Annotated in this window: 25 protein-coding genes; 9 read left to right on the top strand and 16 right to left on the bottom strand. The window is 37.5% G+C overall.

Going from position 1 to position 22,956, the window contains the following annotated elements; translation table 11 throughout:
* Positions 1-88: 88 nt before the first annotated feature.
* The 9 genes from BN3107_RS09130 to BN3107_RS09090 all read right to left on the bottom strand — a co-directional run bounded on the left by BN3107_RS09130 (position 89) and on the right by BN3107_RS09090 (position 6,729).
* A complete protein-coding gene (locus BN3107_RS09130; protein ID WP_058307321.1) occupies positions 89-1,000 on the bottom strand; it encodes a nuclease-related domain-containing protein in 912 nt (303 codons plus the stop codon).
* A gap of 706 nt (positions 1,001-1,706) precedes the next feature.
* Positions 1,707-2,429 carry a class I SAM-dependent DNA methyltransferase gene (locus tag BN3107_RS09125; RefSeq protein WP_058307320.1) on the bottom strand — a complete coding sequence of 241 codons (723 nt, stop codon included), beginning with the start codon at positions 2,427-2,429 and terminating at the stop codon, positions 1,707-1,709.
* Positions 2,430-2,431: 2 nt separating this feature from the next.
* Entirely contained in the window at positions 2,432-2,776 is a 345-nt protein-coding gene (gene rsfS / locus BN3107_RS09120) for a ribosome silencing factor (protein WP_058307319.1), read from the bottom strand.
* Positions 2,766-3,338, bottom strand: a complete 573-nt coding sequence (yqeK, locus tag BN3107_RS09115; protein WP_058307318.1) for a bis(5'-nucleosyl)-tetraphosphatase (symmetrical) YqeK — start codon at positions 3,336-3,338, stop codon at positions 2,766-2,768. Before yqeK ends, rsfS begins: the two co-directional genes overlap by 11 nt.
* A 41-nt stretch (positions 3,339-3,379) precedes the next feature.
* Positions 3,380-3,943, bottom strand: a complete 564-nt coding sequence (locus BN3107_RS09110) for a nicotinate-nucleotide adenylyltransferase (RefSeq protein ID WP_058307317.1) — start codon at positions 3,941-3,943, stop codon at positions 3,380-3,382.
* A gap of 13 nt (positions 3,944-3,956) precedes the next feature.
* Complete coding sequence (yhbY, locus tag BN3107_RS09105) at positions 3,957-4,250, bottom strand: ribosome assembly RNA-binding protein YhbY (RefSeq protein WP_058307316.1); 294 nt, start codon at positions 4,248-4,250, stop codon at positions 3,957-3,959.
* Position 4,251: 1 nt separating this feature from the next.
* Positions 4,252-5,091, bottom strand: coding sequence for a shikimate dehydrogenase (gene aroE, locus BN3107_RS09100; protein ID WP_058307315.1), 840 nt, complete (start codon positions 5,089-5,091; stop codon positions 4,252-4,254).
* Between the two features lie 16 nt (positions 5,092-5,107).
* Positions 5,108-6,211, bottom strand: coding sequence for a ribosome biogenesis GTPase YqeH (yqeH, locus tag BN3107_RS09095; protein WP_058307314.1), 1,104 nt, complete (start codon positions 6,209-6,211; stop codon positions 5,108-5,110).
* Positions 6,211-6,729 carry a YqeG family HAD IIIA-type phosphatase gene (locus BN3107_RS09090; RefSeq protein WP_058307313.1) on the bottom strand — a complete coding sequence of 173 codons (519 nt, stop codon included), beginning with the start codon at positions 6,727-6,729 and terminating at the stop codon, positions 6,211-6,213. Before BN3107_RS09090 ends, yqeH begins: the two co-directional genes overlap by 1 nt.
* Before the next feature lie 375 nt (positions 6,730-7,104).
* On the opposite strand from BN3107_RS09090, the gene sda reads away from it, so the two are divergent.
* From sda to sigK, 8 genes are all read left to right on the top strand, one after another.
* Entirely contained in the window at positions 7,105-7,245 is a 141-nt protein-coding gene (gene sda / locus BN3107_RS09085; protein WP_058307312.1) for a sporulation histidine kinase inhibitor Sda, read from the top strand.
* Positions 7,246-7,485: 240 nt separating this feature from the next.
* A complete protein-coding gene (locus tag BN3107_RS09080; protein ID WP_058307311.1) occupies positions 7,486-9,819 on the top strand; it encodes a Na+/H+ antiporter subunit A in 2,334 nt (777 codons plus the stop codon).
* Positions 9,820-10,158, top strand: a complete 339-nt coding sequence (locus tag BN3107_RS09075) for a Na(+)/H(+) antiporter subunit C (RefSeq protein WP_058307310.1) — start codon at positions 9,820-9,822, stop codon at positions 10,156-10,158.
* Entirely contained in the window at positions 10,154-11,635 is a 1,482-nt protein-coding gene (locus BN3107_RS09070) for a Na+/H+ antiporter subunit D (RefSeq protein ID WP_058307951.1), read from the top strand. Before BN3107_RS09075 ends, BN3107_RS09070 begins: the two co-directional genes overlap by 5 nt.
* A 6-nt stretch (positions 11,636-11,641) precedes the next feature.
* The gene (locus tag BN3107_RS09065) at positions 11,642-12,118 is read left to right on the top strand and encodes a Na+/H+ antiporter subunit E (RefSeq protein WP_058307309.1); all 477 of its coding nucleotides are present in this window, start codon (positions 11,642-11,644) and stop codon (positions 12,116-12,118) included.
* On the top strand, positions 12,115-12,402 hold the full coding sequence (locus BN3107_RS09060; RefSeq protein ID WP_058307308.1) for a Na(+)/H(+) antiporter subunit F1: 288 nt from the start codon (positions 12,115-12,117) through the stop codon (positions 12,400-12,402). The genes BN3107_RS09065 and BN3107_RS09060 overlap by 4 nt, the downstream gene beginning before the upstream one ends.
* Before the next feature lie 7 nt (positions 12,403-12,409).
* Positions 12,410-12,760 (top strand): monovalent cation/H(+) antiporter subunit G, encoded by a 351-nt coding sequence (gene mnhG, locus BN3107_RS09055; protein ID WP_058307950.1) that lies wholly within the window; start codon positions 12,410-12,412, stop codon positions 12,758-12,760.
* 1,545 nt (positions 12,761-14,305) lie between these two features.
* Positions 14,306-15,007, top strand: coding sequence for an RNA polymerase sporulation sigma factor SigK (gene sigK / locus BN3107_RS09050; protein ID WP_058307307.1), 702 nt, complete (start codon positions 14,306-14,308; stop codon positions 15,005-15,007).
* Positions 15,008-15,034: 27 nt separating this feature from the next.
* Here the strand turns inward: sigK and mtnN are convergent, their stop codons facing one another.
* A complete protein-coding gene (gene mtnN / locus BN3107_RS09045) occupies positions 15,035-15,730 on the bottom strand; it encodes a 5'-methylthioadenosine/S-adenosylhomocysteine nucleosidase (protein WP_077065087.1) in 696 nt (231 codons plus the stop codon).
* A 2-nt stretch (positions 15,731-15,732) separates the two neighbouring features.
* A complete protein-coding gene (locus tag BN3107_RS09040; protein WP_058307306.1) occupies positions 15,733-16,503 on the bottom strand; it encodes a YrrS family protein in 771 nt (256 codons plus the stop codon).
* A gap of 167 nt (positions 16,504-16,670) precedes the next feature.
* On the opposite strand from BN3107_RS09040, the gene BN3107_RS09035 reads away from it, so the two are divergent.
* Positions 16,671-16,895 (top strand): KTSC domain-containing protein, encoded by a 225-nt coding sequence (locus BN3107_RS09035; protein ID WP_058307305.1) that lies wholly within the window; start codon positions 16,671-16,673, stop codon positions 16,893-16,895.
* Positions 16,896-16,932: 37 nt separating this feature from the next.
* On the opposite strand, the gene greA is transcribed toward BN3107_RS09035, so the two are convergent.
* The 5 genes from greA to ltrA all read right to left on the bottom strand — a co-directional run bounded on the left by greA (position 16,933) and on the right by ltrA (position 22,359).
* Positions 16,933-17,409 (bottom strand): transcription elongation factor GreA, encoded by a 477-nt coding sequence (greA, locus tag BN3107_RS09030; RefSeq protein WP_058307304.1) that lies wholly within the window; start codon positions 17,407-17,409, stop codon positions 16,933-16,935.
* A 218-nt stretch (positions 17,410-17,627) separates the two neighbouring features.
* Entirely contained in the window at positions 17,628-18,257 is a 630-nt protein-coding gene (udk, locus tag BN3107_RS09025; RefSeq protein WP_058307303.1) for a uridine kinase, read from the bottom strand.
* A 12-nt stretch (positions 18,258-18,269) separates the two neighbouring features.
* Entirely contained in the window at positions 18,270-18,923 is a 654-nt protein-coding gene (locus tag BN3107_RS09020; protein WP_187371015.1) for an O-methyltransferase, read from the bottom strand.
* 161 nt (positions 18,924-19,084) lie between these two features.
* Positions 19,085-20,236, bottom strand: coding sequence for an endolytic transglycosylase MltG (gene mltG, locus BN3107_RS09015; RefSeq protein WP_082631265.1), 1,152 nt, complete (start codon positions 20,234-20,236; stop codon positions 19,085-19,087).
* Between the two features lie 794 nt (positions 20,237-21,030).
* Positions 21,031-22,359 (bottom strand): group II intron reverse transcriptase/maturase, encoded by a 1,329-nt coding sequence (ltrA, locus tag BN3107_RS09010; RefSeq protein ID WP_058307301.1) that lies wholly within the window; start codon positions 22,357-22,359, stop codon positions 21,031-21,033.
* Positions 22,360-22,956: the final 597 nt, after the last annotated feature.

Raw genomic sequence — 22,956 nt, 5'->3', positions numbered from 1 at the left:
TACATACTCCTTTTCTCTGATCAGCTTTTCTGTTTAAATTCCCTCAGGCTTTTTCGAATAAACATGAAGTTTTATACGGCGGAATTTTTTAAGTTTGTTGTCGTGTGTAGTATATCCAGCGGTTTTTCCCTCGGGGATGATAATAACGTTGAAGTACACGATAAATACGGTTACTAGTTACCGTATAGCCACACCAATTTTCAATTTGTTTTGTAGTAATCGCGCTTGTTGGAAATAATGTAGCGTATGCCTCAATAGTTCGAACGATCGCTTTTGTAGCATCTTCTTTTGTCTGACAATTATTACAGTACAGATATTGATTGGATATTTCTGTTTCAAGTGAACCACAATTTTCGCAAACGATACCTTTTTTCAATTCTGCTAAACTATATACGGGGGGATGATTTATGATGTAGTCACTTTGGTGTGCAGTTAACAACTGATTCATTAGATTCTTTTCATTTGATTTAATATTGGTTTTTGAAAATCTCTTGAAAAAAGGAATAATTTGTGTTGGTAAAATGATTGAATTCTTGCGAGGAACTTGATAAATCGTGCATTCTGGATTAACAAAGGCAACATAAGGGTGGATCTGAATGGTGCTTTTTTTATCTTGAAGGAATCGCTTCAGCAAAGAATGACTTCGTTTCAATTGAATTAAAGGATTTTCTATTTCATAACCTGGTTCCTTATAAAAGTCTCCACCTTCAAAATAAAATTCCCCAATAAAATTCTTAATTTCAAATAAAAATAATTGATGGTTAACGAGAATTAATGAATCAATTTGAAATAACCGCTCATTTTGCAATAACAATAGATCGTTAATGACTCTTGCATCATTGGATAAGTTGTTGGTATAACTGTCAAACATGCACTCTCCTTCATAACCTTTTTTAAGTTTATTATATTTTTTTCTTTCTTCTGTATTGAGAGTTTTTCTTGTTTCTAATAATTCATAGAGGATTAATTCTTGAGGCTTTTCCCGCTTTTTTAAAATCATAGAATCCCTCCGTTTTTTATTATTACTTAATTTAACATATTTAGCTTGTAAATACTAGATAACTTTTTCTCATCTCTAAATTGCTGGTTAGTAGTTAAAAGAATATACTCGGCAACATTTTGCTTTTTGGAACTCAGATCCAGATGAGACTCTCTCTCGTCTGCATCTCACTTGCTTTTTCTTGCTCTAGTGCCGATGACATCCTCTCTCGTCTGCATCTCGCTTGCTTTTTCCCGCTCTAGTGCCGATGACAACCTCTCTCGTCTGCATCTCGCTTGCTTTTTCCCGCTCTAGTGCCGATGACAACCTCTCTCGTCTGCATCTCGCTTCCTTTTTCCCGCTCTAGTGCCGATGACATCCTCTCTCGTCTGCATCTCGCTTCCTTTTTCCCGCTCTAGTGCCGATGACATCCTCTCTCGTCTGCATCTCGCTTCCTTTTTCCCGCTCTAGTGCCGATGACATTCTCTCTCGTCTGCATCTCACTTGCTTTTTCTTGCTCTAGTGCCGGTGACAACCTCTCTCGTCTGCATCTCACTTGCTTTTTCTTGCTCTAGTGCCGATGACATCCTCTCTCGTCTGCATTATGCTTGCATTTGGACGCTCTAATGCTGATGAGATTCACTTTCGTCATGAATTTGCTCAATTTCCTGCGAAAAAGAGCTCACATAAACACAAAAAAAAGACCAGAGTTTTATCTCTAGCCTCATTATTTGCTACACACGAAAAAAATGCGTTCACTTTTCTCTACGTCATCTATTAATTCGGTTGAAAAATCTCCATAAACTTGGATATCTCGGAATCCGGCTTTTTCTAGTAGTCGTTGATAGATGGCAACTGCAAAGGTTCGTTGACTATGTTGCTCATCGAATCTCTCATACTTTCCAGACTCTTCATCCTGGAGAAAAAAAGTTAGATCATGTTCAACACTTCCGGGCGCTTCTCCCGCTTCACAAAACCAGACATAAGAAATATCGTCGTAGATTTCAGCGAACGTTTCTCCGATCATATCCTCTTCAAAGTGCTTCAAGCTATGGACATCGAAGATAAACTTTCCACCTTCTTTTAAGCTAACCCTAACATTCTGAAATACTTTTTCTAAATCATTCTCATTTGTAATATAGTTGATCACATCACATAGGCTGACAACTACGTCGAAATCAGTCATTCCTTCCAGTTCACGAATATCTTGCTGGATATATTGAACGCCTGTTGTTTGTGATTGGGCGAATGCCAGCATATCTTCTGAAAAGTCAACTCCTGTAACAGTAAAATCAGCGCGAGAAAATCGATCGGACAACCGACCTGTGCCACAGCCAAGATCGAGCATTTTTCCATCTTTCACAAAATGCTCAACAAAGGCTTGCCATTCTTGATATGGGGCATCGTCCATTAAGAGATCATAGATGTAAGCTAGTTTGGAGTAAGCCATTTTTATAATTTCACTTCTAACTGTGGTGCATCTCCCCACAATTTTTCTAAGTTATAATAATTACGTTCATCACGATGGAAGATATGGCAGACAACATCACCAAGGTCTACTAGGATCCATCTTGCTTGATCAAAACCTTCCATACGTTTGACGTTAATATCTTGCTTATCTGCTAGAACTTTCACTTCACGTGCGATTGCTTGAACTTGGCGCTCGTTAGTACCTTCGCAGATTAAAAAGTATTCTGCAATTAAAGATACTTCGTTCATATCCAAGATAACAATGTCCTCTGCTCTTTTGTCATCACACGCTTTTGCTACTAGATCTACTAATTGTTTACTTTCCATTCATGTTCCTCCCTAATTTTTCATTATATAATTGAAATGTATCTGGATAAATCGGTTGATTTTTCCTCATTAAAAAACTGATGGTGTTGCGTGCAGCTAACCAGCACGCTTGATCGAGATCATTATACACGATCCCTCTAACTTCTTCGACACCAGGAAAATCACGACCTGGTTCGATATAATCTGCAATAAAAATCACTTTGTCCATTAGAGACATATGCCGTTTACCTGTAGTGTGCCAATGAATCGCACTTAAAATCGCCGGATCATTTACTCCCAATTCACGCTCGATCATTTTTGCTCCAACTGGCGCGTGCCATAATTCTGGATGATGCTCCAGTAAATCATGTGGCAATTTTTCTTCAATAATCCATCGCTTCATCTCAGAAGGGTCACGATACTTGGCATAATCATGAAGAATGGCTGCTAACTCTACCTTTTGTTCGTCTACTTTGTAATGTTTTGCTAAATCCAAAGCTGTCTCCATGACACGGACCGTATGCTCGTATCTTTTTTTAGTTAGTTGTTTTTCTACGATTTTCAGCGCTTTATTTGGTTCCACTTTTCTCACTCTCCCTAACAAAAAGGAAACACTATTACATATTATGAATATAACTTGTATTTATTAATAATATCGATCACGTTTGGTGGCGTCAAATAGCGGATCGACTGCCTCTGACCCAGTTTTTCACGGATCATCGTCGAAGAAATATCGATTAAAGGCATTTCCACTTCTTTTACTGGAAAAGGAGTATCCATTTTGTATCCAGGTCGATTTACTCCAACAAAAGTTAGCATTGCCATTAATTCTTCGATTCGATGCCATTTTGGTAAATATTCGACCATATCACCACCAATAATAAAATAGAACTGATGATCTGGATACGATTCTTTTAACCGTTTAATCGTGTTTAACGTATAGGACTTATCTTCACGCTCCACTTCAATCGCATCCACCTTAAAGGCTGGGTTATCATCAATCGCTGCTTTCGTCATTTCAACCCGATCTTTTGCCGTTGTTTTAGCATCATCTTTGTGTGGCGGTTGGTAGGATGGAATAAACCAAATTTCATCTAGCGCCAATTGCTGATAAGCTTGCTCTGCCATCAATAAATGACCATAATGTGGTGGATCAAAGGTGCCGCCGAATAATCCGATTCGTTTCATCGTCACACCTTCTCTATGGCAATGTGATTTGCTTATTTTCTTCAGATTCTTTATACAAGACGATCGTGTTTCCAATAATTTGCACGACGTAAGCAGCCGTTCCTTCTGCTAATGCTTCTGCTACATCGTCTTTTTCTTCCATACAATTTTGTAAAATGGAGACCTTGATCAGCTCGCGTTTTTCTAATGCTTCATTGATTTGTTTGATCATGTTGTCATTGACACCATCTTTGCCGACTTGGAAGATCGGATTTAAATGATGTGCTTTTGCGCGTAAGAAGCGCTTTTGTTTTCCTGTTAATTTCAAATTATTCACCTCTTAATTTATTTTCTAAGCGGTCTACTAAATGTGCGACATCTAAATTTTTGTTCGTCCATTTTTCAAAAGCTAATTGACCTTGATATAGTAACATCGCGTGTCCATGATGGATCTTGGCACCACGCTGTTTTGCATCTTTTAGTAATGAAGTTGTGATCGGCTGATAGACAATATCACTCACAACAGTGTCTTTACTTAAATTATCCAACTGTATAATCTGATCCTCTACATGTGGCTTCATACCAACAGATGTCGTTTGGACAATCAGGTCATACTCGGCAAGCTGTGCCTCTGCCTCATGATAGCTTAATACAGAGGTTTTTACATCACCTGTTCTCAAAGCCAAAAAAGCCTCTGCTTTATCTTTAGAACGATTGGCAATATCCACGGTTTTTACTTGTTGCTGAACGAGAGCACGATAAATTCCACGTGCAGCTCCACCAGCTCCTAATAATAACACAGATGTATTGTTATTTAAAAGGTTTGGAAATGGCTCCACGATTGAGCGAACATAGCCTTCTCCATCTGTACTGTACCCTTTCCATCTGCCATCAACATTAACAACCGTATTGACAGCACCAAGAATCTTCGCATCCTCATCAATATCATCTAAATAATCAACGATCACCTGTTTATACGGAACGGTTACATTAAAACCATCAACCGCTTTTTCTTTTAATTGTTTTAACACGTTTGGAAGCGCTTGGTGATCTCCCTCATATAATTTATATTCCCCTTCTAATCCAGCCAAATCCAAAAATTGATCATGAATCCACGGTGAAAGTGAATGTCCAATTGGATGGCCAATCAATCCAAGTTTATACGCCATTTTCTTTCCCCTTCCCCTAAATTAATGCAGGTCGTAATGATATGTTGACACCTTTTGGTACATGAATCGTAATGGTCACACCACCATCAGGAACAGTAATCCATCCAAGTCCCGGTATCACGATATCCGTTTTTTCTCGCGGTATTTTAATGGTTTGTTTTGTTAACTCAGGCAATTGTTCCAACGTTTCTGGACTAGGTGGTTGTAGTAGATCCCCAACATGTTTTTGATAAAATTCATCCGCTTGTTCCAGCTTCGTGCGATGAATCATCAGCTGATTGGAAAAATAACAAACAAACGATTGTTTCATGCCTTTTTCAAAATCAAATCTGGCAAAACCTCCAAAAAATAAGGTCTGCTCGTCTTGTAACTGGTATACTTTTGGTTTAATTTCTTTCTTTGGTGTAATAACTTTTAAATCTTTATCTGTTACATAATGAACAAGTTGTCTACGATTCACAACGCCAGGTGTATCGTACATGTAAGATTTTCTATCCAAAGGAATTTGGATAAAGCCTAATGTCGTACCAGGAAAATAGGATGTCGTTATCGCATCTTTAACTCCACTTGAACGACGGATCAATTGATTGATAAACGTTGATTTACCAACGTTTGTACAACCGACAATATAGACATCTTTGTCGTTTCTTCGTGTCTCTATTTCTTTCTCGACTTGATCGAAACCTTGACCTTTCTCTGCAGAAACCAAAAATACATCTTGTACCGTTAAACCATAATCACTTGCTGTTTTTTTCATCCAATGAATTAATTTGTTTCGATTTGTCGATTTTGGTAAAAGGTCGACTTTATTTCCTATTAAGATGATCGGGTTGTTACCTGTCAATCGTTGTAAACCAGTAATGAAGCTTCCGTTAAAATCAAATATATCGACGACTTTAACTACTAAGCTATCGGTATTACTTATTTGGTTGATCATTCTTAGATAGTCATCATCCGTATATTCCACATCTTGTACTTCATTATAATGCTTTAGACGGAAACACCTTTGACATATAATATGCTCATTATTAAGTGCGCTCTTTGGCACATACCCTGATTTCATTTTATCTTCTGATTGTATCTCTGCACCGCAACCTTCACAATATAATACTTCTTCCATTATTTTTCCTCCCAAGTGATCATGCCTTTTTTACGCATCCAATTTAATATTCTCCGTTCAATCATTCGGTTAAATCGTGTTATTTTGCCATCTGTTTTGACAATTGGAACCACTAATATCGTATGAAACCCAGCAAAATTGCCACCGAGCACATCTGTCATCAGTTGATCACCAATCACGACAATTTCTTCTTTTTTTAAATCCATTTGTTTTGCTGTTTGATTAAAGGCTCGAATTAGTGGTTTTTTTGCACTATATACGTATGGTGTTTCTAGCGGCTCAGAGAAAACACGAACCCTCTCTCTCTCATTATTAGATATAATCGTAACTTTTATATCATTTTCATTCATTTCTTTAAACCACTCAATCACTTCAGGTGTGGCATCCATTACATTCCAGGCAACTAGGGTGTTGTCCAAATCGGTAATCACACCTTTGATTCCCATTTCACGTAATTTAGCAGGGGTTATATCTAAGACACGTGGTACATGTTCATTTGGTAAAAATTTTTTCAACAATGCGTTTACACCTCAACTATCTTTCCGATTAATATACATATCTTTTCCTATCATAAACAATTTTCTTGTATTGTTCAAAGGAATCTATCAGAAAACGAAATTATATCACAAAATGTTACAAATCGCCCTAAATATACAGGTAATATGAATTATATTACAATAATCGTACGACAATTTATTACAAATACTTTTTTGTGGATAACTTTATGCACATTATCCACACTTGTACTATCAAGTTTGAAACCCTTTTTTAATCAATTATACACAAGTTATAAACAGGTTAATGTAGATAAGTTGACAGTTGTTCGTTTTTTCATTTCATGCTACATTAACTATAACACGTAGCAGACATCCTATCTATTGGAGGGACAAGCATTGGAAAACTTATCGGATGAATTGCTAATTGAATCCTATAAAAAAGCCACGGAACTTCAACTTAGCTATGAATTTATACAATTAATGGAGGAAGAGATGAAGCGCCGCTCTTTAGTGCAGCATCTCGACTACACCAACTAAATATTATGGATTCCCCACTTAGCCGGTTTAAACTCGTCTAAGTGTTTTTTTATGTACATGAAAAAATTTTTTCCTTACATAATATAAATAGGTAGTTTCTCGTCAAAATCGGTATCAGTATCGTATCGACAAGAACTCCTCCCTTGTATTCTGTTCTATTTTTAGATTAAAATATAGAAGGATACGAATAGAAAATAAATAAGATAATGTATAAATTTACATAAGGGGGATCATCATTAGATGTTATTTGCTGTATTTTTGCCAGTTTTGCTGGCCATTTTTATCCCGTTTTTTAGCAAATGGAAAGAGAAAATACATACCGGTTATTTTGTTTTATTAGCACCGTTAGCCGTATTTATTTATTTTATTCCTAATCTCGGTAATGAGTTTACGCCGATTAGTCAATCATACAGTTGGATACCATCATTAAATATCGGATTAGATTTTTATTTAGATGGTTTAAGTTTATTGTTTGTATTATTGATTAGTGGTATCGGGTCATTAGTTACACTTTATTCGATTTTCTATCTTCATACTTCGGAAAGATTGGATCAGTTTTACGTCTATCTACTATTATTTATGACGGCGATGTTTGGGGTCGTCCTCTCAGATAACGTATTTGTACTTTATGGATTTTGGGAATTAACCTCGATTTCTTCATTCCTATTAATTGGTTATTGGAATTATAAAGAACGTTCCCGATACGGTGCATTAAAATCAATGCTGATAACAGTTTTCGGCGGCTTAAGTATGCTTGGTGGGTTCATATTACTTACCATAATTACCGAAACAACTAGTATTCAGGCTATGATTGCTCAGGCTGATGTTATTCTTTCAAGCGACTATTTTGGTTTAATTTTAGCACTGATTTTACTTGGTGCCTTTACAAAATCTGCACAGTTTCCATTCCATATCTGGTTACCAGATGCTATGGAAGCTCCAACTCCCGTTAGTGCCTACTTGCACTCCGCAACGATGGTTAAAGCAGGGATTTTCCTTGTTGCCAGATTCACACCTATTTTTTCAGGAAATGAATGGTTCTTCGTTTTCGTAAGTGGGATTGGTATTCTAACACTGGTATGGGGATCTTACATGGCTGTCAGACAAACAGACCTAAAAGGGATATTGGCCTTTTCTACCATCAGTCAATTAGGGATGATTATGGCGATGCTAGGATTTGGTACGAAAGCTGCTATCTTTGCTGCTGTCTTCCATATCTTAAACCATGCGACATTTAAAGGTAGTCTGTTTATGATTGCAGGGATTGTAGATCATGAGACAGGTACAAGAGATATTCGCAGACTTGGTGGATTAGTAACGTTAATGCCAATTTCTGCTACTCTAGCTTTTTTCGGTACCTTTTCGATGGCAGGTGTACCTTTTCCATTCTTAAATGGGTTCTATAGTAAGGAAATGTTTTTTACAACGTCGTTAGAATTACCAGATCATTCGATGTGGATTTCACAAGTATTAAGTCAAGCTATTCCCTATTTAGCAGTATTCGGCAGTATTTTTACATTCGTTTATTCAATGTACCTTGTCTTCGGTACGTTTATGGGTGAAAAGAAACTGGATCAATTACCAGTTAAGCCGCACGAAGCTCCAATTGGAATGCTGATTTCACCAATTATTTTAATTGTTGGTGTTATCGTAATAGGTCTATTCCCTAATTTAGTGAATGGCAGCTTTATTGCCCATACAGCAGAAGCTATTTATGGCTCACCAGTTGAAAAAGATATTTACTATTGGCATGGTTTTAAAACGCCTTTTATAATGTCGCTAATTGTGGTTGGTGTCGGAATTGTCCTTGCCTACTTCAGAAAAAATTGGGCAAGCATTTATAGCTTTTTCCCTGGCAAATTAAGTTTCAACAAAGTGTATGACTTTTTAGTTGATCAATCAGAAAAAACATCAGCAAAAATTACAAACTCTTATATGAACGGATCAATTCGCCGTTATATGGCATTAATTTTGATCGCTATACTTGTTTGTACGTTTACCGTCTTAGCGATTACAGATGGGTTTGCTTGGGATACAAGTAATCTTGCTGAAATTACCGTCCATGAAATACTAATTGCAATTGTAATGGCGATTGCTGCTATTAGCACGATCTTTATTCGCAATAAAGTTGGAGCCATCCTGATCTTAGGTGTCGTTGGTTATGGACTCGCACTATTATTTGTTGTCTACCGTGCTCCAGACTTAGCATTAACACAGCTAGTCGTAGAAACCATTACTGTTGCGCTTTTCTTATTATGTTTTTACCATTTACCAAATTTACGCGAGCGCACAGAATCAGGCTCACAAAAAGCAGGCAACTTGATCATATCGATCGCATTTGGAGCATTAATGACGGTTGTTGCGATATCTGCTCACAGTACAAAATTGTTTGATAAAATTTCTGACTATTTCTTAGAAACATCGTACAAATTAGGTGGCGGTGATAATGTCGTCAACGTCATCCTAGTTGATATGCGTGGTATTGATACTCTATTTGAAATTGTCGTTTTAGGGATTGCCGCACTCGCGATCTATGGTCTGATCAAGCTACGCAACAAGAAGGAGGCAGAATAGATGGAGATCATAATGTCGATTCTTGCAGGCGTCTTGTTTACAACAGGTGTCTATAATCTGTTACAGAAACAAATGCTTCGTATTATTATCGGTACAGCACTTATCTCACATGGTGCCCACCTATTTATTTTAACGATGGGCGAATTAAAGCGAGGTGCTCCTCCGATACTTGGCGATGGTATCGAGAATTACGCAGATCCATTACCACAAGCATTAATTCTAACCTCCATTGTTATCAGCTTTGGTGTAACAAGTTTATTATTAGTGCTTGCATACAGAGCATCAAAAGAGAATGGAACAGATAATATGGATAAATTAAGGGGTAGCGAAAATGATTAGTAACTTAGCAGTATTACCAATAGTCATACCGTTGATCGCTGGTGTGCTTGCGGCCTTGTTCCATAAAAAATTAAAGGTTGTACGTATTTATTCGCAAGTACTGACATTGATTAACACGGCAGTCGTGACATATATATTATTCTATGTACATCAAAATGGCTCGGTTGTATTAGAATCAGGAGATTGGATGGCACCGTTTGGGATTGTTTTAGTCGCAGATATGTTATCCGTAGCACTTGTTTTAACCACTAATATTGTGGCGATCGCCTGTGTATTTTATGCACCGAAATCATTAGATGAAAAACAAGAAGAATTTTATTTTTACACGTTCTACTTTTTATTAATTACAGGGGTTTCAGGTGCTTTTATCACTGGAGACCTGTTCAACTTATTTGTTTTCTTTGAAGTATTATTAATGGCATCATACGGATTAATTGTCTTAGGTGGAGGAAAAGTACAATTACGCGAATCGATTAAATATGTGTTAATTAACTTATTCTCCTCTATGTTATTCGTAACAACGATAGCGTTCCTCTACTCAGTAGTTGGTACGGTAAATATGGCTCAAATCGCTGAACGTGTTGGTGAGGTAGAGCAAACAGGAATACTCACAACGATCGCAATCCTGCTATTTTTTGTATTTGGTACCAAAGCAGCCTTGTTTCCATTATATTATTGGTTACCAAGACCTTACATTGCACCAAATCCAGTCATTTCAGCTTTATTTGGCGCACTACTAACAAAGGTTGGGATCTATTCGCTTATCCGAGTTTTCTCGCTAATTTTTGTTCATGAACGAGATATTACACATGAATTCTTTGTCTGGATTGCAGCCTTGACCTTAATTTTTGGGGCAATTGGCGCATTATCCACGAATAATATCAAATTAGTGGTAGCCTACAACATTATACCAGCAGTAGGTTTTATGTTACTTGGAATTGGTGTTTATAACAGTACAGGTTTTACAGGTGCTATCTATTACTTAATTAATGACATGATTATTAAAGCAGCTTTATTCTTACTAGTTGGCGCTATCGCCTATCTCGCAGGCACAAGTGACCTTAGAAAAATGCGTGGATTAATTCATCATTATCCTCTACTCGGTTGGCTGTTTTTCATTTCTGCTTTCGTTTTAGCAGGGATTCCACCGTTTAGTGGTTTTATCGGTAAACTGGTATTATTACAAGGAGCTATGGAAGCGAATCACATAGTAGTCGCGATTATTGGCTTAGCATCTAGTCTACTAATTCTGTTGTCTGTTATGCGCATCTTTATTAGAGGTTTTTGGGGAGAGAAAGACGAATCAATCATCCCTGATAAGAAAACAGCAAGAGGATTTGCTTTACCGATTGCCTTCTTACTGTTTTTCTCGGTCTTACTTGGGGTTGGAGCCGAATGGTTCTATCCAAGTATAGAAGGTATTGGTGAGTATTTAATGAATCCACAAAACTACATTGAATCTGTATTAAAGGAGTAAATCATTATGCCTCTGCAAATAATCTTAAACTTAGTTATCGCGATTATGTGGATGTTCTTGGCTGAGACCTATTCATTTGTGTCATTTCTTAAAGGCTTTATTATTGGGGCATTGTTGTTATTTATGTTAAGAAGATTCATTCCAGATGCTTTTTATCTCAGTCGTGTCTGGAAAATGATCAAGTTAGTGCTTCTTTTTATAAAAGAATTATTAGTTTCCAATATTGATATTGTAAGATGGGTCTATAAACCACATAAAGATTATAAACCAGGTATTTTCGCCTTACCTACTGAGTTAAAAAGTAACTGGGAGATCACGATGTTAACCTCCTTGATTTCTTTAACTCCTGGTACATTATCTGTTTCTGTATCGAATAATAACGATATTATCTATATTCATGCGATGGATATTGATACAACCGAAGAAGCGATTGAAGCCATCAAAACGACATTCGAAAAAGCGATCATGGAGGTGACAAGATGAATGAACTAATAGAAATTGTTACTGCCATTTGTATGGTTGTGATCTCGATCTCGATTTTTTTACTTTTATACCGGGTTATCAAAGGCCCAACTAACCCAGACAGGGCAGTTGCATTAGACGCCATCGGTATTAATTTAATGGGAATGGCCGGATTAGTTGCGATTATGATTGCCACAACTAGATTAAATGATGTCATCTTGTTGATCGGTATTTTATTGTTTATCGGTACGATTGCTTTAGCAAAATACTTAGAAAAGGGTGTTATCATTGACAGAGACGATTGAATTTATTATGGACATAATTGTGATTTTATTACTAATAATTGGTACATTTTTTGTCCTATCTGCATCGATCGGCGTCATTCGCTTCCCTGATGTTTACACCCGCTTGCATGCCTCAACAAAAGCAGCCACTTTGGGCATTGCAGGAATTATGATTGGTGCGTTTATCTTTTTATATGCTGAGCACGGCATTGTTAGTGGCAAGCTTATCTTGGGGATTATTTTTGTGCTACTAACTGCTCCTGTTTCTGCCCATATGATTGGCCGCGCTGCTCATTCATCTGGCATTAAACCATGGTCACACGACGGAAAAACTAGAGACGCCTATGCCGACTCATTAGAAGAAAAGAATCAACAATAACCTTAAGCCTTGTATCCATTGGGATATAAGGCTTTTTTGATGGATAAAAGAAGGATTATACGACACTATTGTAGTGGTAATTATGAGATATTATATGTGCTTTGTAATCGCTCCGGCTTGTCCGCTTCCCTTTCCGCGGGTTTTTCTCCTCAGCTAACTTTGGTAAGCAAAGACCACTTAGCAAAGTGGATCTTCGGATAAAAACTTCCCGCAGGAGTGGAAGCGGACGCCTGCGCTGTATAAAGCTCTACAAATAAAGTAAGAATAAGTATATTGACGTTATTCCATATCGCCTATGAATTTGTCTTTTGATTACTTATCCTAATTAACAAAAAATGTTCATATCTGTAACCATCCAAAATATTAGCATTTGCAATAGTTGTAGAGTCCCACTAGCGTAGGCGGCCACTTCCACTCCTATGGGATTGTTTTTCCTGAAGATCCACTTTTCCATGCAGTTTTTGCTTGGAAAAGTTAGCTGAAGGAAAAAGCCCATGGAAAGGGAAGGTCGGGTAGATGGCAGGCGCGCGCATTCAATAAAACCACGTTTCCTGCAGCCCCCATACGATCCCGGACGGTCGGATTTCCCGAGTCCGGTTCTGACACTGGGTTTCTATCGCTATATAAGCCTTCCTTATGTATCCCAGGTTTAAATGCTGACACACATGTTCACCCATCAATACATAAGTTTACTTATATGCTAGTCTTGTGCCAATCATTCAACAGACTCTGTGTTCTGTTTATTCTTTAACACAGACGCCCAGTCGCCCAGAGGTCCTTCGCTCTACTCTGGTGTTACCTTTGTAGAAGCTTCATTCCATAAGCTTAGAAAGGCATTACCCTTTCCTCTTCGCTACTACGACCTCATGCGTCCATCCTAAATCCTCCTAACCATTTTCGCTTGTCACTTATATGGTTGGTCTTTGCTGGTTGTTGTCATCCCAGCTGGAAGTAGGACTTTCCCGTCGTTATCTCTGAAAATCTCTCTCTAGATGCCAGAACCCCTACTCCGGCTGCTTCTATGGTGCTCTTGACCGTTACTTCCCATAGAACATCGGCCTTCCCCATTCCCCAACCAGGTCGGCGCATCACAGACATCCCTTCAACAGCTTCTGAAGGGCGCTCGATTTCGGAGCTGCAGTATTCGTTAAAGTCTTCTAGCCTCTAGATTTGCTCGCCACTCTAGCTGTTCCGACCCATACTCTCTCTGCGTAAAGTTGAGCCGCAGTGACTTTTACTTCCAAGCAGAACGTGACTCGTTACCTCACCACGCATTGGATATACTAGTCATCCGAACCGGTCAATTGATGACAGGAGACTTTCACTCCATTAGATTCTCAGCCTTGACGGCTACTCCTAGGCAAGCCGAAGCGATTTCTACCCACATACATCATCTCAAAATGACCACAAGAGATATGTCATATAATCCTTCTATTGTTCACTAATTTTTTTAATTGTAAATTATTAGCTTGACCATGTGGCACAATGGACGAGGTTTGCTCATATGATGAATTATGGGCGAATACCTAGAGTCTAGGAGGTGTCATGTTGTCAATTTTGTTCGGGATTTTAGCGATTATTAAAGAAGCGCTATTTTTTGTTGGGTATGTTAAAAATAATACATTTCCGCAACCTCTACCTGCAAAAGAAGAAGCAGAGATGATCCAGAAAATGCAAGAAGGCGATGACTATGCACGCAATAAATTGATCGAACACAATCTCCGTCTGGTCGCACACATCGTCAAGAAATTTGAAAATACGGGAGAAGACGCAGAAGACTTAATTTCGATTGGCACTATAGGGCTAATAAAAGGCATTGAGAGCTTTTCTAGTGATAAAGGGACCAAATTAGCCACATATGCTGCAAGATGTATAGAAAACGAAATTTTGATGCATTTACGCGCGATGAAGAAAACCAAAAAAGATATCTCTCTACAAGATCCAATTGGCCAGGACAAAGAAGGTAATGAAATTAGTCTAATTGATATTTTAGAAGCCGAAAATGAGGATATTACCGAAGTTATTCAATTGCATATGGAATTAAAAAAGATCGAAAAATACTTACGTGTTCTCGACAAACGAGAAAAAGAAGTGATTATTGCTCGTTTCGGACTCGGCAACACCGACGAATTGACACAAAGAGAAATAGCAAAGAAATTAAAAATATCCCGTAGTTATGTGTCTCGTATTGAAAAAAGAGCACTCATGAAGGTTTTTCATGAATATTATCGAAATGAATTAAAATAGCTGTCGAACCAATCGACAGCTATTTTCTTACTTATTCGTATTTTTTACAACATCGATAATTAAATTTGCGGCATTCTCTGCTGCTTTTTCTAAGAAGGCATCAAAAGATACCGAAGAATCTTTTCCTGCTATATCAGATAGTGCACGAATAATTACAAAGGGTCTGGAATATTGGTAACAAACCTGTGCAATAGCCGCTGCCTCCATTTCTGCTGCGATCATCTCAGGGAATTTTCCTCGTACGAAGTCCACTTTTGCCTCTTCTTGCATAAAAGCATCACCTGTACTAATAAGACCCTTCATAGCTTCAATACCTTCTAATTGCTTGGCAGCTAACATCGCTTTCTCAATTAAGATTGGATCTGCCTGGTAGGTAGGTGGTAATCCAGGCACTTGACCATATTTATAATCAAATGCAGTTACATCGACATCATGATGTACGACTTCAGTAGAAATAACTAGATCACCAACTTCTAAATCTTCGTGAAATCCACCAGCGGAACCAGTATTGATGATAAATTCTGGCTGATATCTTTCGAACAGAATTGTTGTAGCTATTGCAGCGTTGACTTTTCCTATACCTGATTTTAATAAAACAACTTCTTTACCTTCTAAATTGCCAACATAAAAATCACTATTAGCTATTCTAGTAGTTTCTTTAATATCGATTTTTGCTTTTAATAATTCTACTTCTTCATCCATTGCTCCGATTATACCAATCACATTTATTCCTCCTGTTGATTTGCTGATTGATCATCTGATGATGATTGCTCATTTTCAGTATCATCAGAACTATCACTACTTGTGTTTGATTTATATTCATTTTCAATTAATTCTTCTACTAATGTCGGTTGCCAACCTTCATTTTCAATCCAGACGAGAGTTACTTTAACAGTTACATCTTGATTGGTACTTGGTGAAACAGTTGCTTCTACAGTTTGGTCTCCACCATTACCGTGGTACCATGAAATCTGTTCTTCTACTGGAATACCTGTTGCAATCTCAATCGCTTGCATTCTTTCCTTCCAGTCCTGCGACTCTTTCTCGAAAGAAGTGGTATGTGGATCATCTTGCTCCGTACCAATTGGATCCCAGTTGCCTTCAAAAGCATAGCTGACATTGTCATCATCAGACTCTACTTCATTAATTTCTTCCTCTTCCTCGGTTCTTGATTCCTGTTCTTCTTCTTCGTCGTTTTCATCTGGAATTTCTATTTCATCTGGTTGATCTAGATCTTCTTCAGCTGGTGCTTCAACTGGCTGATCAGTCTCTTCTTGATTTTTTTGATCTTGACCTTGTATTTCTTCCGTTTCCTCATTATCTTGATCGTCTGTCGCTACAGGAGTATCTTGATCATTACCTCCAAATACAATCAATGAAATAATAACGATGATTAACACACCGCCAACAATACTTAACCATGTTATCGCTTTGGTGTTTGTCCTTTTTTTCTCAAAACGATCTCTTCTCGTAATATTTCCAAATTCATCTGCCATTGTTCCACCCTCCCAATCGCCATTATACTAAAAAACAATTTTTTTCACTACAAACAGCTAACTTTTTAGGAAAATTGATCGATTTTTTCTATTTTTGTCATACATGCAGGAGTTTGTCCATATATATTGAATATAATAAATGAAAGAAAATGCAAGGAGCGTGTGATATGTTGAGAACCACTACGTTTGATCGCAAACTATGGCAACTTACTACGTTTGAATCTATAAGTTATGATAAGGAAAACCAGCTCTTATTTATTCATTTTCTTGATGACACCACACTACAATTCAATGCTGTTCCAGAAAACCTAGTCTTTCAGTTTATCTTAGAAAAAAACAAAGATTATTTCATTGAACGTCAGCTAAAACCTTTCTTAATTCAACATAATTAGCAAAATGGATGTCTTCAATAAAGACATCCATTTTATATTACTCTACATTAATAATTTTCACGTTCATTTCACCTGCTGGAGTCGGTACCACTACTTCTTCTCCGATTGAACGACCTAATAAGCTTTTTGCTATCGGTGAATCATTTGAAATCTTACCTTCAAATGGATCTGCTTCTGCACTACCAACGATTGTATAACTTTCCTCTTCACCGTCTGGTAATTCTTGAAATGTAATCGTTCTTCCTAATGACACAATATCTGGACTTACATCTTCATCTTGAATGATAACAGCATTTCGAATCATATTTTCAACTTGTACAATACGAGATTCAACAAATGCTTGCTCATCTTTTGCAGCATCATATTCAGAGTTTTCCGATAGATCCCCGAAATCTCTGGCAATTTTGATTCGCTCTACTACCTCTTGTCTTCTTTCAATCTTAAGGTATTCTAACTCATTTTCTAATTTTTGTAAGCCTTCTTCTGTCATGTAAAATTCTTTTTCTTCTGGCATTATCCTACACTCCTTCTATCTATTGCTAAAAAACAGTTAATTAAATATTATTTTATTGTATGTTGACTCATATTTAAATAGCACTGTTTATTAGCAGATACCCTTATGTAACTGCTTTATTAATTACTAAACACTACTATCTCAAATTTTCACATTTTTTTCAATAGTTTTCTTTGTTGAGTTTTAAAATGAAAAATCTTGTACTGTAGAAACATATTTTATTCTCGCTCCAGAACCTTTTCGATTTTTGTTGCTAATAAATCAATAGCTACCATATTTTGCCCACCCTCTGGAATAATAACATCTGCATATCGTTTTGATGGTTCGATAAACTGTAAATGGGCTGGTCGTACTGTTTGAATATATTGATTAATAACAGAATCAATCGAACGACTTCGCTCATTAATATCCCTTAATAATCGGCGAATAATACGTAAATCCGCATCTGTATCAACAAAAACTTTTATGTCCATTAGGTCCATTAATCGAGGATCATCTAAAATAAGGATCCCTTCAATAATGATAACATCCTTTGGTTCGATTGGAATGACTTGGTCAGACCTTGTATGCTTGGTGTAGTCGTAAACTGGTTTATCTACAGTCTGATGATTTAATAACTGTTGGATATGCTCGATTAATAAATCATTATCAAATGCTAACGGATGATCGTAATTTGTTTTTAATCGTTCTTCCATTGGTATATCTGACTGATCTTTATAATAATAATCTTGTTCAATAACAAGTACAGATTGATTGACAAAGCGATTTTGAATTGCTTTTGTAACAGATGTTTTTCCTGAACCTGAACCACCTGCAACACCAATTATTACGGGTTGTTTCTTACTCATGATTGCGCACCTCTACTTTTTCTTTTTCAAACTAATCGCCACGCCGTCGCCTACTGGTAATATCGTGGTATGATAATCCGGATGTTCCATTAACCATTGATTATAATGATCAATTTTTTTCGCTAAATTTTGTAACCGTTTAGGAGCATAATTAGGATTGACAACCAACCCTCTAAACAAGACATTGTCTGTCACAATACAACCACTATCTGTTAGATAGGTTTGATACTTTTCAAAAAAGTGACGATATTGGCCTTTTGCTGCATCAATGAAGATTAAATCATATGGACCTTTATCATGTATTAAATCTTCTACTTCTAGAGCATCCCCAAAAATCACATCAATATGTTCCTGCTTATTTTGGGTATTGATATTATGCATTGCTCTCTGATACATTTCATTGTTTCGTTCAACAGAAATAATTTTTGTATCAGGTTTTGCCTCTAACATCCTTAAAGCAGAGTATCCGATCGCTGTACCAATTTCAAGTATTTTGTCTGCTTGATGAAGACGAATAAGTTGTTGCAGCAAAAGAATACCTTGTCTGTCCATAATCGGAACATGATTTTCTTCTGCTTCTGCTTCCAATTTATTGACCCAATCGTCAGGCGGTGTTGTAATTTGATCAAGGTAATCTAATATATTATCATCGTTCAAGCTGAACATTCCTTTCTAAAAAAGTAAGACTTATCAAGATGTTAACATCGGTTTGCCCCTTTTACCTTCATTACTTATACCAGAATGTGATATAGGTATTTTAATACGGTCATTTACACGTGATAAACAATGCAAAAGCAGGGATAGTCTCTCCCCTGCTTCGCCTTGCATTATTGATTATGAATATATTGATCTTCTAGCTCTTGATGTTCATCATAAGAACGAGAGTAATAAACTTCTCCTTCTGAATCTGCTAAGAAATACAAGTAGTTATCTCCCGTATTTGGTTCAAAAACAGCTGTTAATGAACTTTCTCCAAAGTTGGAGATTGGCCCTACTGGCAACCCTTCTACCTGATACGTATTATATGGCGAGTCAATTTCATAATGATCATACGTCAGACGCGAAATATGCTCCCCGTGAGCGTATATTACTGTTGGATCTGTTTGTAACATCATTCCCTGATCCATCCGATTATAAAACACTCCAGCGATTAATTTTCGATCATCTGCTGAAGGAGCCTCTTCTTCGACAAGTGAAGCAAATGTCATAATTTCGTGAACAGAAAATTCTGAGGCATCCACTTGATCATAATACGCAACAATCACATCGTTTGTTTTGTTTAACATTTGTGTCACTATTTGATCTATTGTTGGTTCATCTTCATAAAATTCATACGTAGCAGGGAACAGATAGCCTTCTAAAGGATAGATAATATCTTCATGTAATATTGCTTCAGATAAAATATTTGGATATGCATTTATTAGCTCTTCGATATAAGCAGTATCCTGCATTTTCTCCAAAAATTCTTCTTTATCTATACCAGCGTTTTCTTCATATATGTTAGCTATTTCGTCTATATTACGACCTTCTGGTATCGTAACTCTTAATTCTGCTTCCTCTTGAACGGATCCGGTTTCCAATTCTGAAGTAATTTCCGCTAAGGTCATCGATGGTGACAAAGCATAATCACCAGCTTGGAAATCAGAGGCGTTGTTAAATTTCACATAAAATCGATAAATCAAACTATTATTGATAACACCATTCTCTTCTAAAATTCGAGCTATATCAGAACTACTTGATCCCAAGGGTATTGTCACATCAATGGTTTCTTCACTATTGGGATCAACTGGCGAAACCCCTTCTTTCACATAATTATATCCCGTGTAACCGCCAATGATTATTATTGCCGTTAACAAAAGTAGTACAAGAATAATTATTTTTCTTGCGATACTTGCCTCTTTCGCTCGTTCTTGTGATATTTGTTTATATGTAAGTTTTGGTTTGGATTTTTCTTTTTGGTCTTTTTTATCGTCGCTCATAAGACTTCCCCCTCTCACCCGGTATATTATACTATAAAATACACAAAAGGGAAACAGACGACAAACGCTTTTATATTACACAATTCAACACCAGCACGTCAAAAAATGACTTTATCAGTGTCATAGAAGAAGGAAAGTGCGACAATTTTGTAGTGGTAATTATGAGATATTGTTTGTGCTTTGCAATCGCTTCGGCTTGTCGGCTTCCCTTTCCGCGGTTTTTTCTCCTCAGCTAACTTTTTAAGCAAAGTACGCTTAAAAAGTGGATCTTCGGATAAAGTGAGACTTCAATCAGTGGAGTTTTGCCACTGATTGTTAGCGAAACTTATCAGGTTGTTACTGACCGTATCCCATAAGTTATTTTTTCGTCTAATGAAAGTTTTATAAATGGGATTACGGACAGTTAGCAACGTGGAAAAAACATCCCGCAGGAGTGGAAGCCGACGCCTGCGCTTTTTAATGCTCTACAACTAAAGTAAGAATAATCCTATTGGCGTGATTCCATATCGCCTATGAATTTGTCTTTAGATTACTTATCCTAATTAACAAAATATATTCACATTTGTAACAATCCAAAATACTAGCATTTGCAAAAGTTGTAGAGTTTCATTTAGCGGAGGCGGCCACTTCCACTCCTGTGGGATCGTTTTCCCCGAAGATCCACTTTTCCATGCGGTTTTTGCTTGGAAAAGTTAGGTCGAGTAAGCGGGAATACTTTTATAACTTTAAGTATTCCTCACTCCTCACAGAACCGTGCGTGCGCTATTCACGCACACGGCTCTTCCTATCATCATTCACAGAATATACGATATATGACGCCTCAAGTCATATATGTTCGTTTTCGTTCTCGGATTTGGTAATGGGTATTTCACCAAAAATACTTCAAACTTCTCCCAACTGAAAGATTTCCGTTGACTCCTTCGATTCATCCATTTAAATAGTAGTTGTTTTATGCAGCGCAAAAAGTAGTGGACTTCGTAAGCATTATCCGTGATACAATAATAATTATAGTAGCCCACTAGCGATTGTTGGATTCGGCGCATGATGTCTTGAATATCCCTCGTTCGATTTGCTTTTAACCAAGCTTTATGTTGTTTAATCTTGGCCCGGACTTTCTTCTTACTACTTTTCCGTTTTACACGGTAATTACCTTTCTTGCTTTTACTACAATAGTGCGTAAAGCCAAGAAAATCGAACGTAGATGGTTTCTTCTTTCCGTCACGCTTTGCATCTTTCCAGGCATAAGGACCAAACGAGATAATCTTCGTTTTATCCTCTGCAATTTCTAGATGAAACTTACGTAACCTTTGAATCAGATTCGTGTAGAATCGGTTGGCATCTTCTTTGTATTGGAAACAACACACAAAGTCATCCGCATAGCGAACCATGTAGGCTTGACCCTTACATTGTTTCTTTACTGCTTTCTCAAACCATAGATCCAACACATAATGAAGATAGATATTCGCTAGAACCGGAGAAATGATACCCCCTTGCGGGGTTCCCCGGTCTGTATCGATAAATTTCCCCTCTTCCATATAACCACCTTTTAGAAATCGAGCGATAATACGAAGTAAGTTGGGGTCATTGATACGATGGCGAAGAAACTTCATCATCCAATCATGACTCACATGATCAAAGAATCCTTTGATATCCGCATCTACTATATAATTGGTTTTCCGTTGTTCCATGTATACATTTAAAATCTTTAATGCATCATGGCAGTTTCTATTCGGACGAAAACCGAAGGAACAATCGAGAAAATCATTTTCATAAATGGCATTCAAAATCTTCGTAATACCCATTTGAACGATCTTATCTTCATGTTCGGGGATACCTAGTGGCCGTTTCTTGTTGGAACCCGGCTTGTCAATGTAAGAACGCTTGACCGGAATCGGTCGATAAGCCTTTCTCTTCATTCGTTTCACTAGGCCTTTGATGTTTTGGTCTAAATTCGCTTCGTACATTTCTTTGGTAGTGCCATTCACACCGGTTGCTTTACCTTTCGGTAATTGGTAATGGCACTGTTTCAAGTTACTTTCATTTAGTAAATGTACGAGAGAATTAAAGACAAGGTTCTTATCCGATTTTGCTAATTCTGTTATCCTATTAAGTTTCGTTTCCATAATACGTTCCACCTCTGGGTATGGATTATGTTTCTCTATCAAGGGTGATGACAGGTAACGGCCTTTCCTCCATCGGCATTACCCAACTTCATCAGTACTACGCCGTTATCCGACTTCCTTTAGGCATTTGACAGCCCTCACTTTATTATCGCTTGTTCGTCATTACTTTCTTTATCCGAAAGACCTAAAGGACCTCCCGAGTTACCGCAACATATCAATGTGTAACGTGCCAGGGTCTTCGACTCCGGAGAAGATAGCATTCTCTCGCCTTTAACGAGAATCCTATTGTTGCCTTCTATGCCTCAGAACACATCGACCTTCTCAGCTTTGGTTTTATTTCAGAGCTCTATCCCTCAGCCACTAGGGCTTTCCGGCCCGTTACCTAACTGTCTACGCTTAAAGGCAATGTGTTACCACTTGCCCTCCAAGACTCGCTACAAGTGAATGGCTAGTTCTTACTTGGCGGGAATCCCACCCGCTATATGTTACGACCTATGCTCGGCCGCACCTGAGGGGAAAACCCCACGGAAAGGGAAGTGGTCAAGCCAAAGCGGTTACCACGTATATATACCATTTCAAAATGGATACCTTAGTTAT

The organism is Gracilibacillus massiliensis (assembly GCF_001458115.1).
Lineage (GTDB): Bacteria > Bacillota > Bacilli > Bacillales > Amphibacillaceae > Gracilibacillus > Gracilibacillus massiliensis.
Note: the sequence above shows the minus strand (reverse complement) of the source record. Positions and strands in the feature narration are given on the sequence as shown.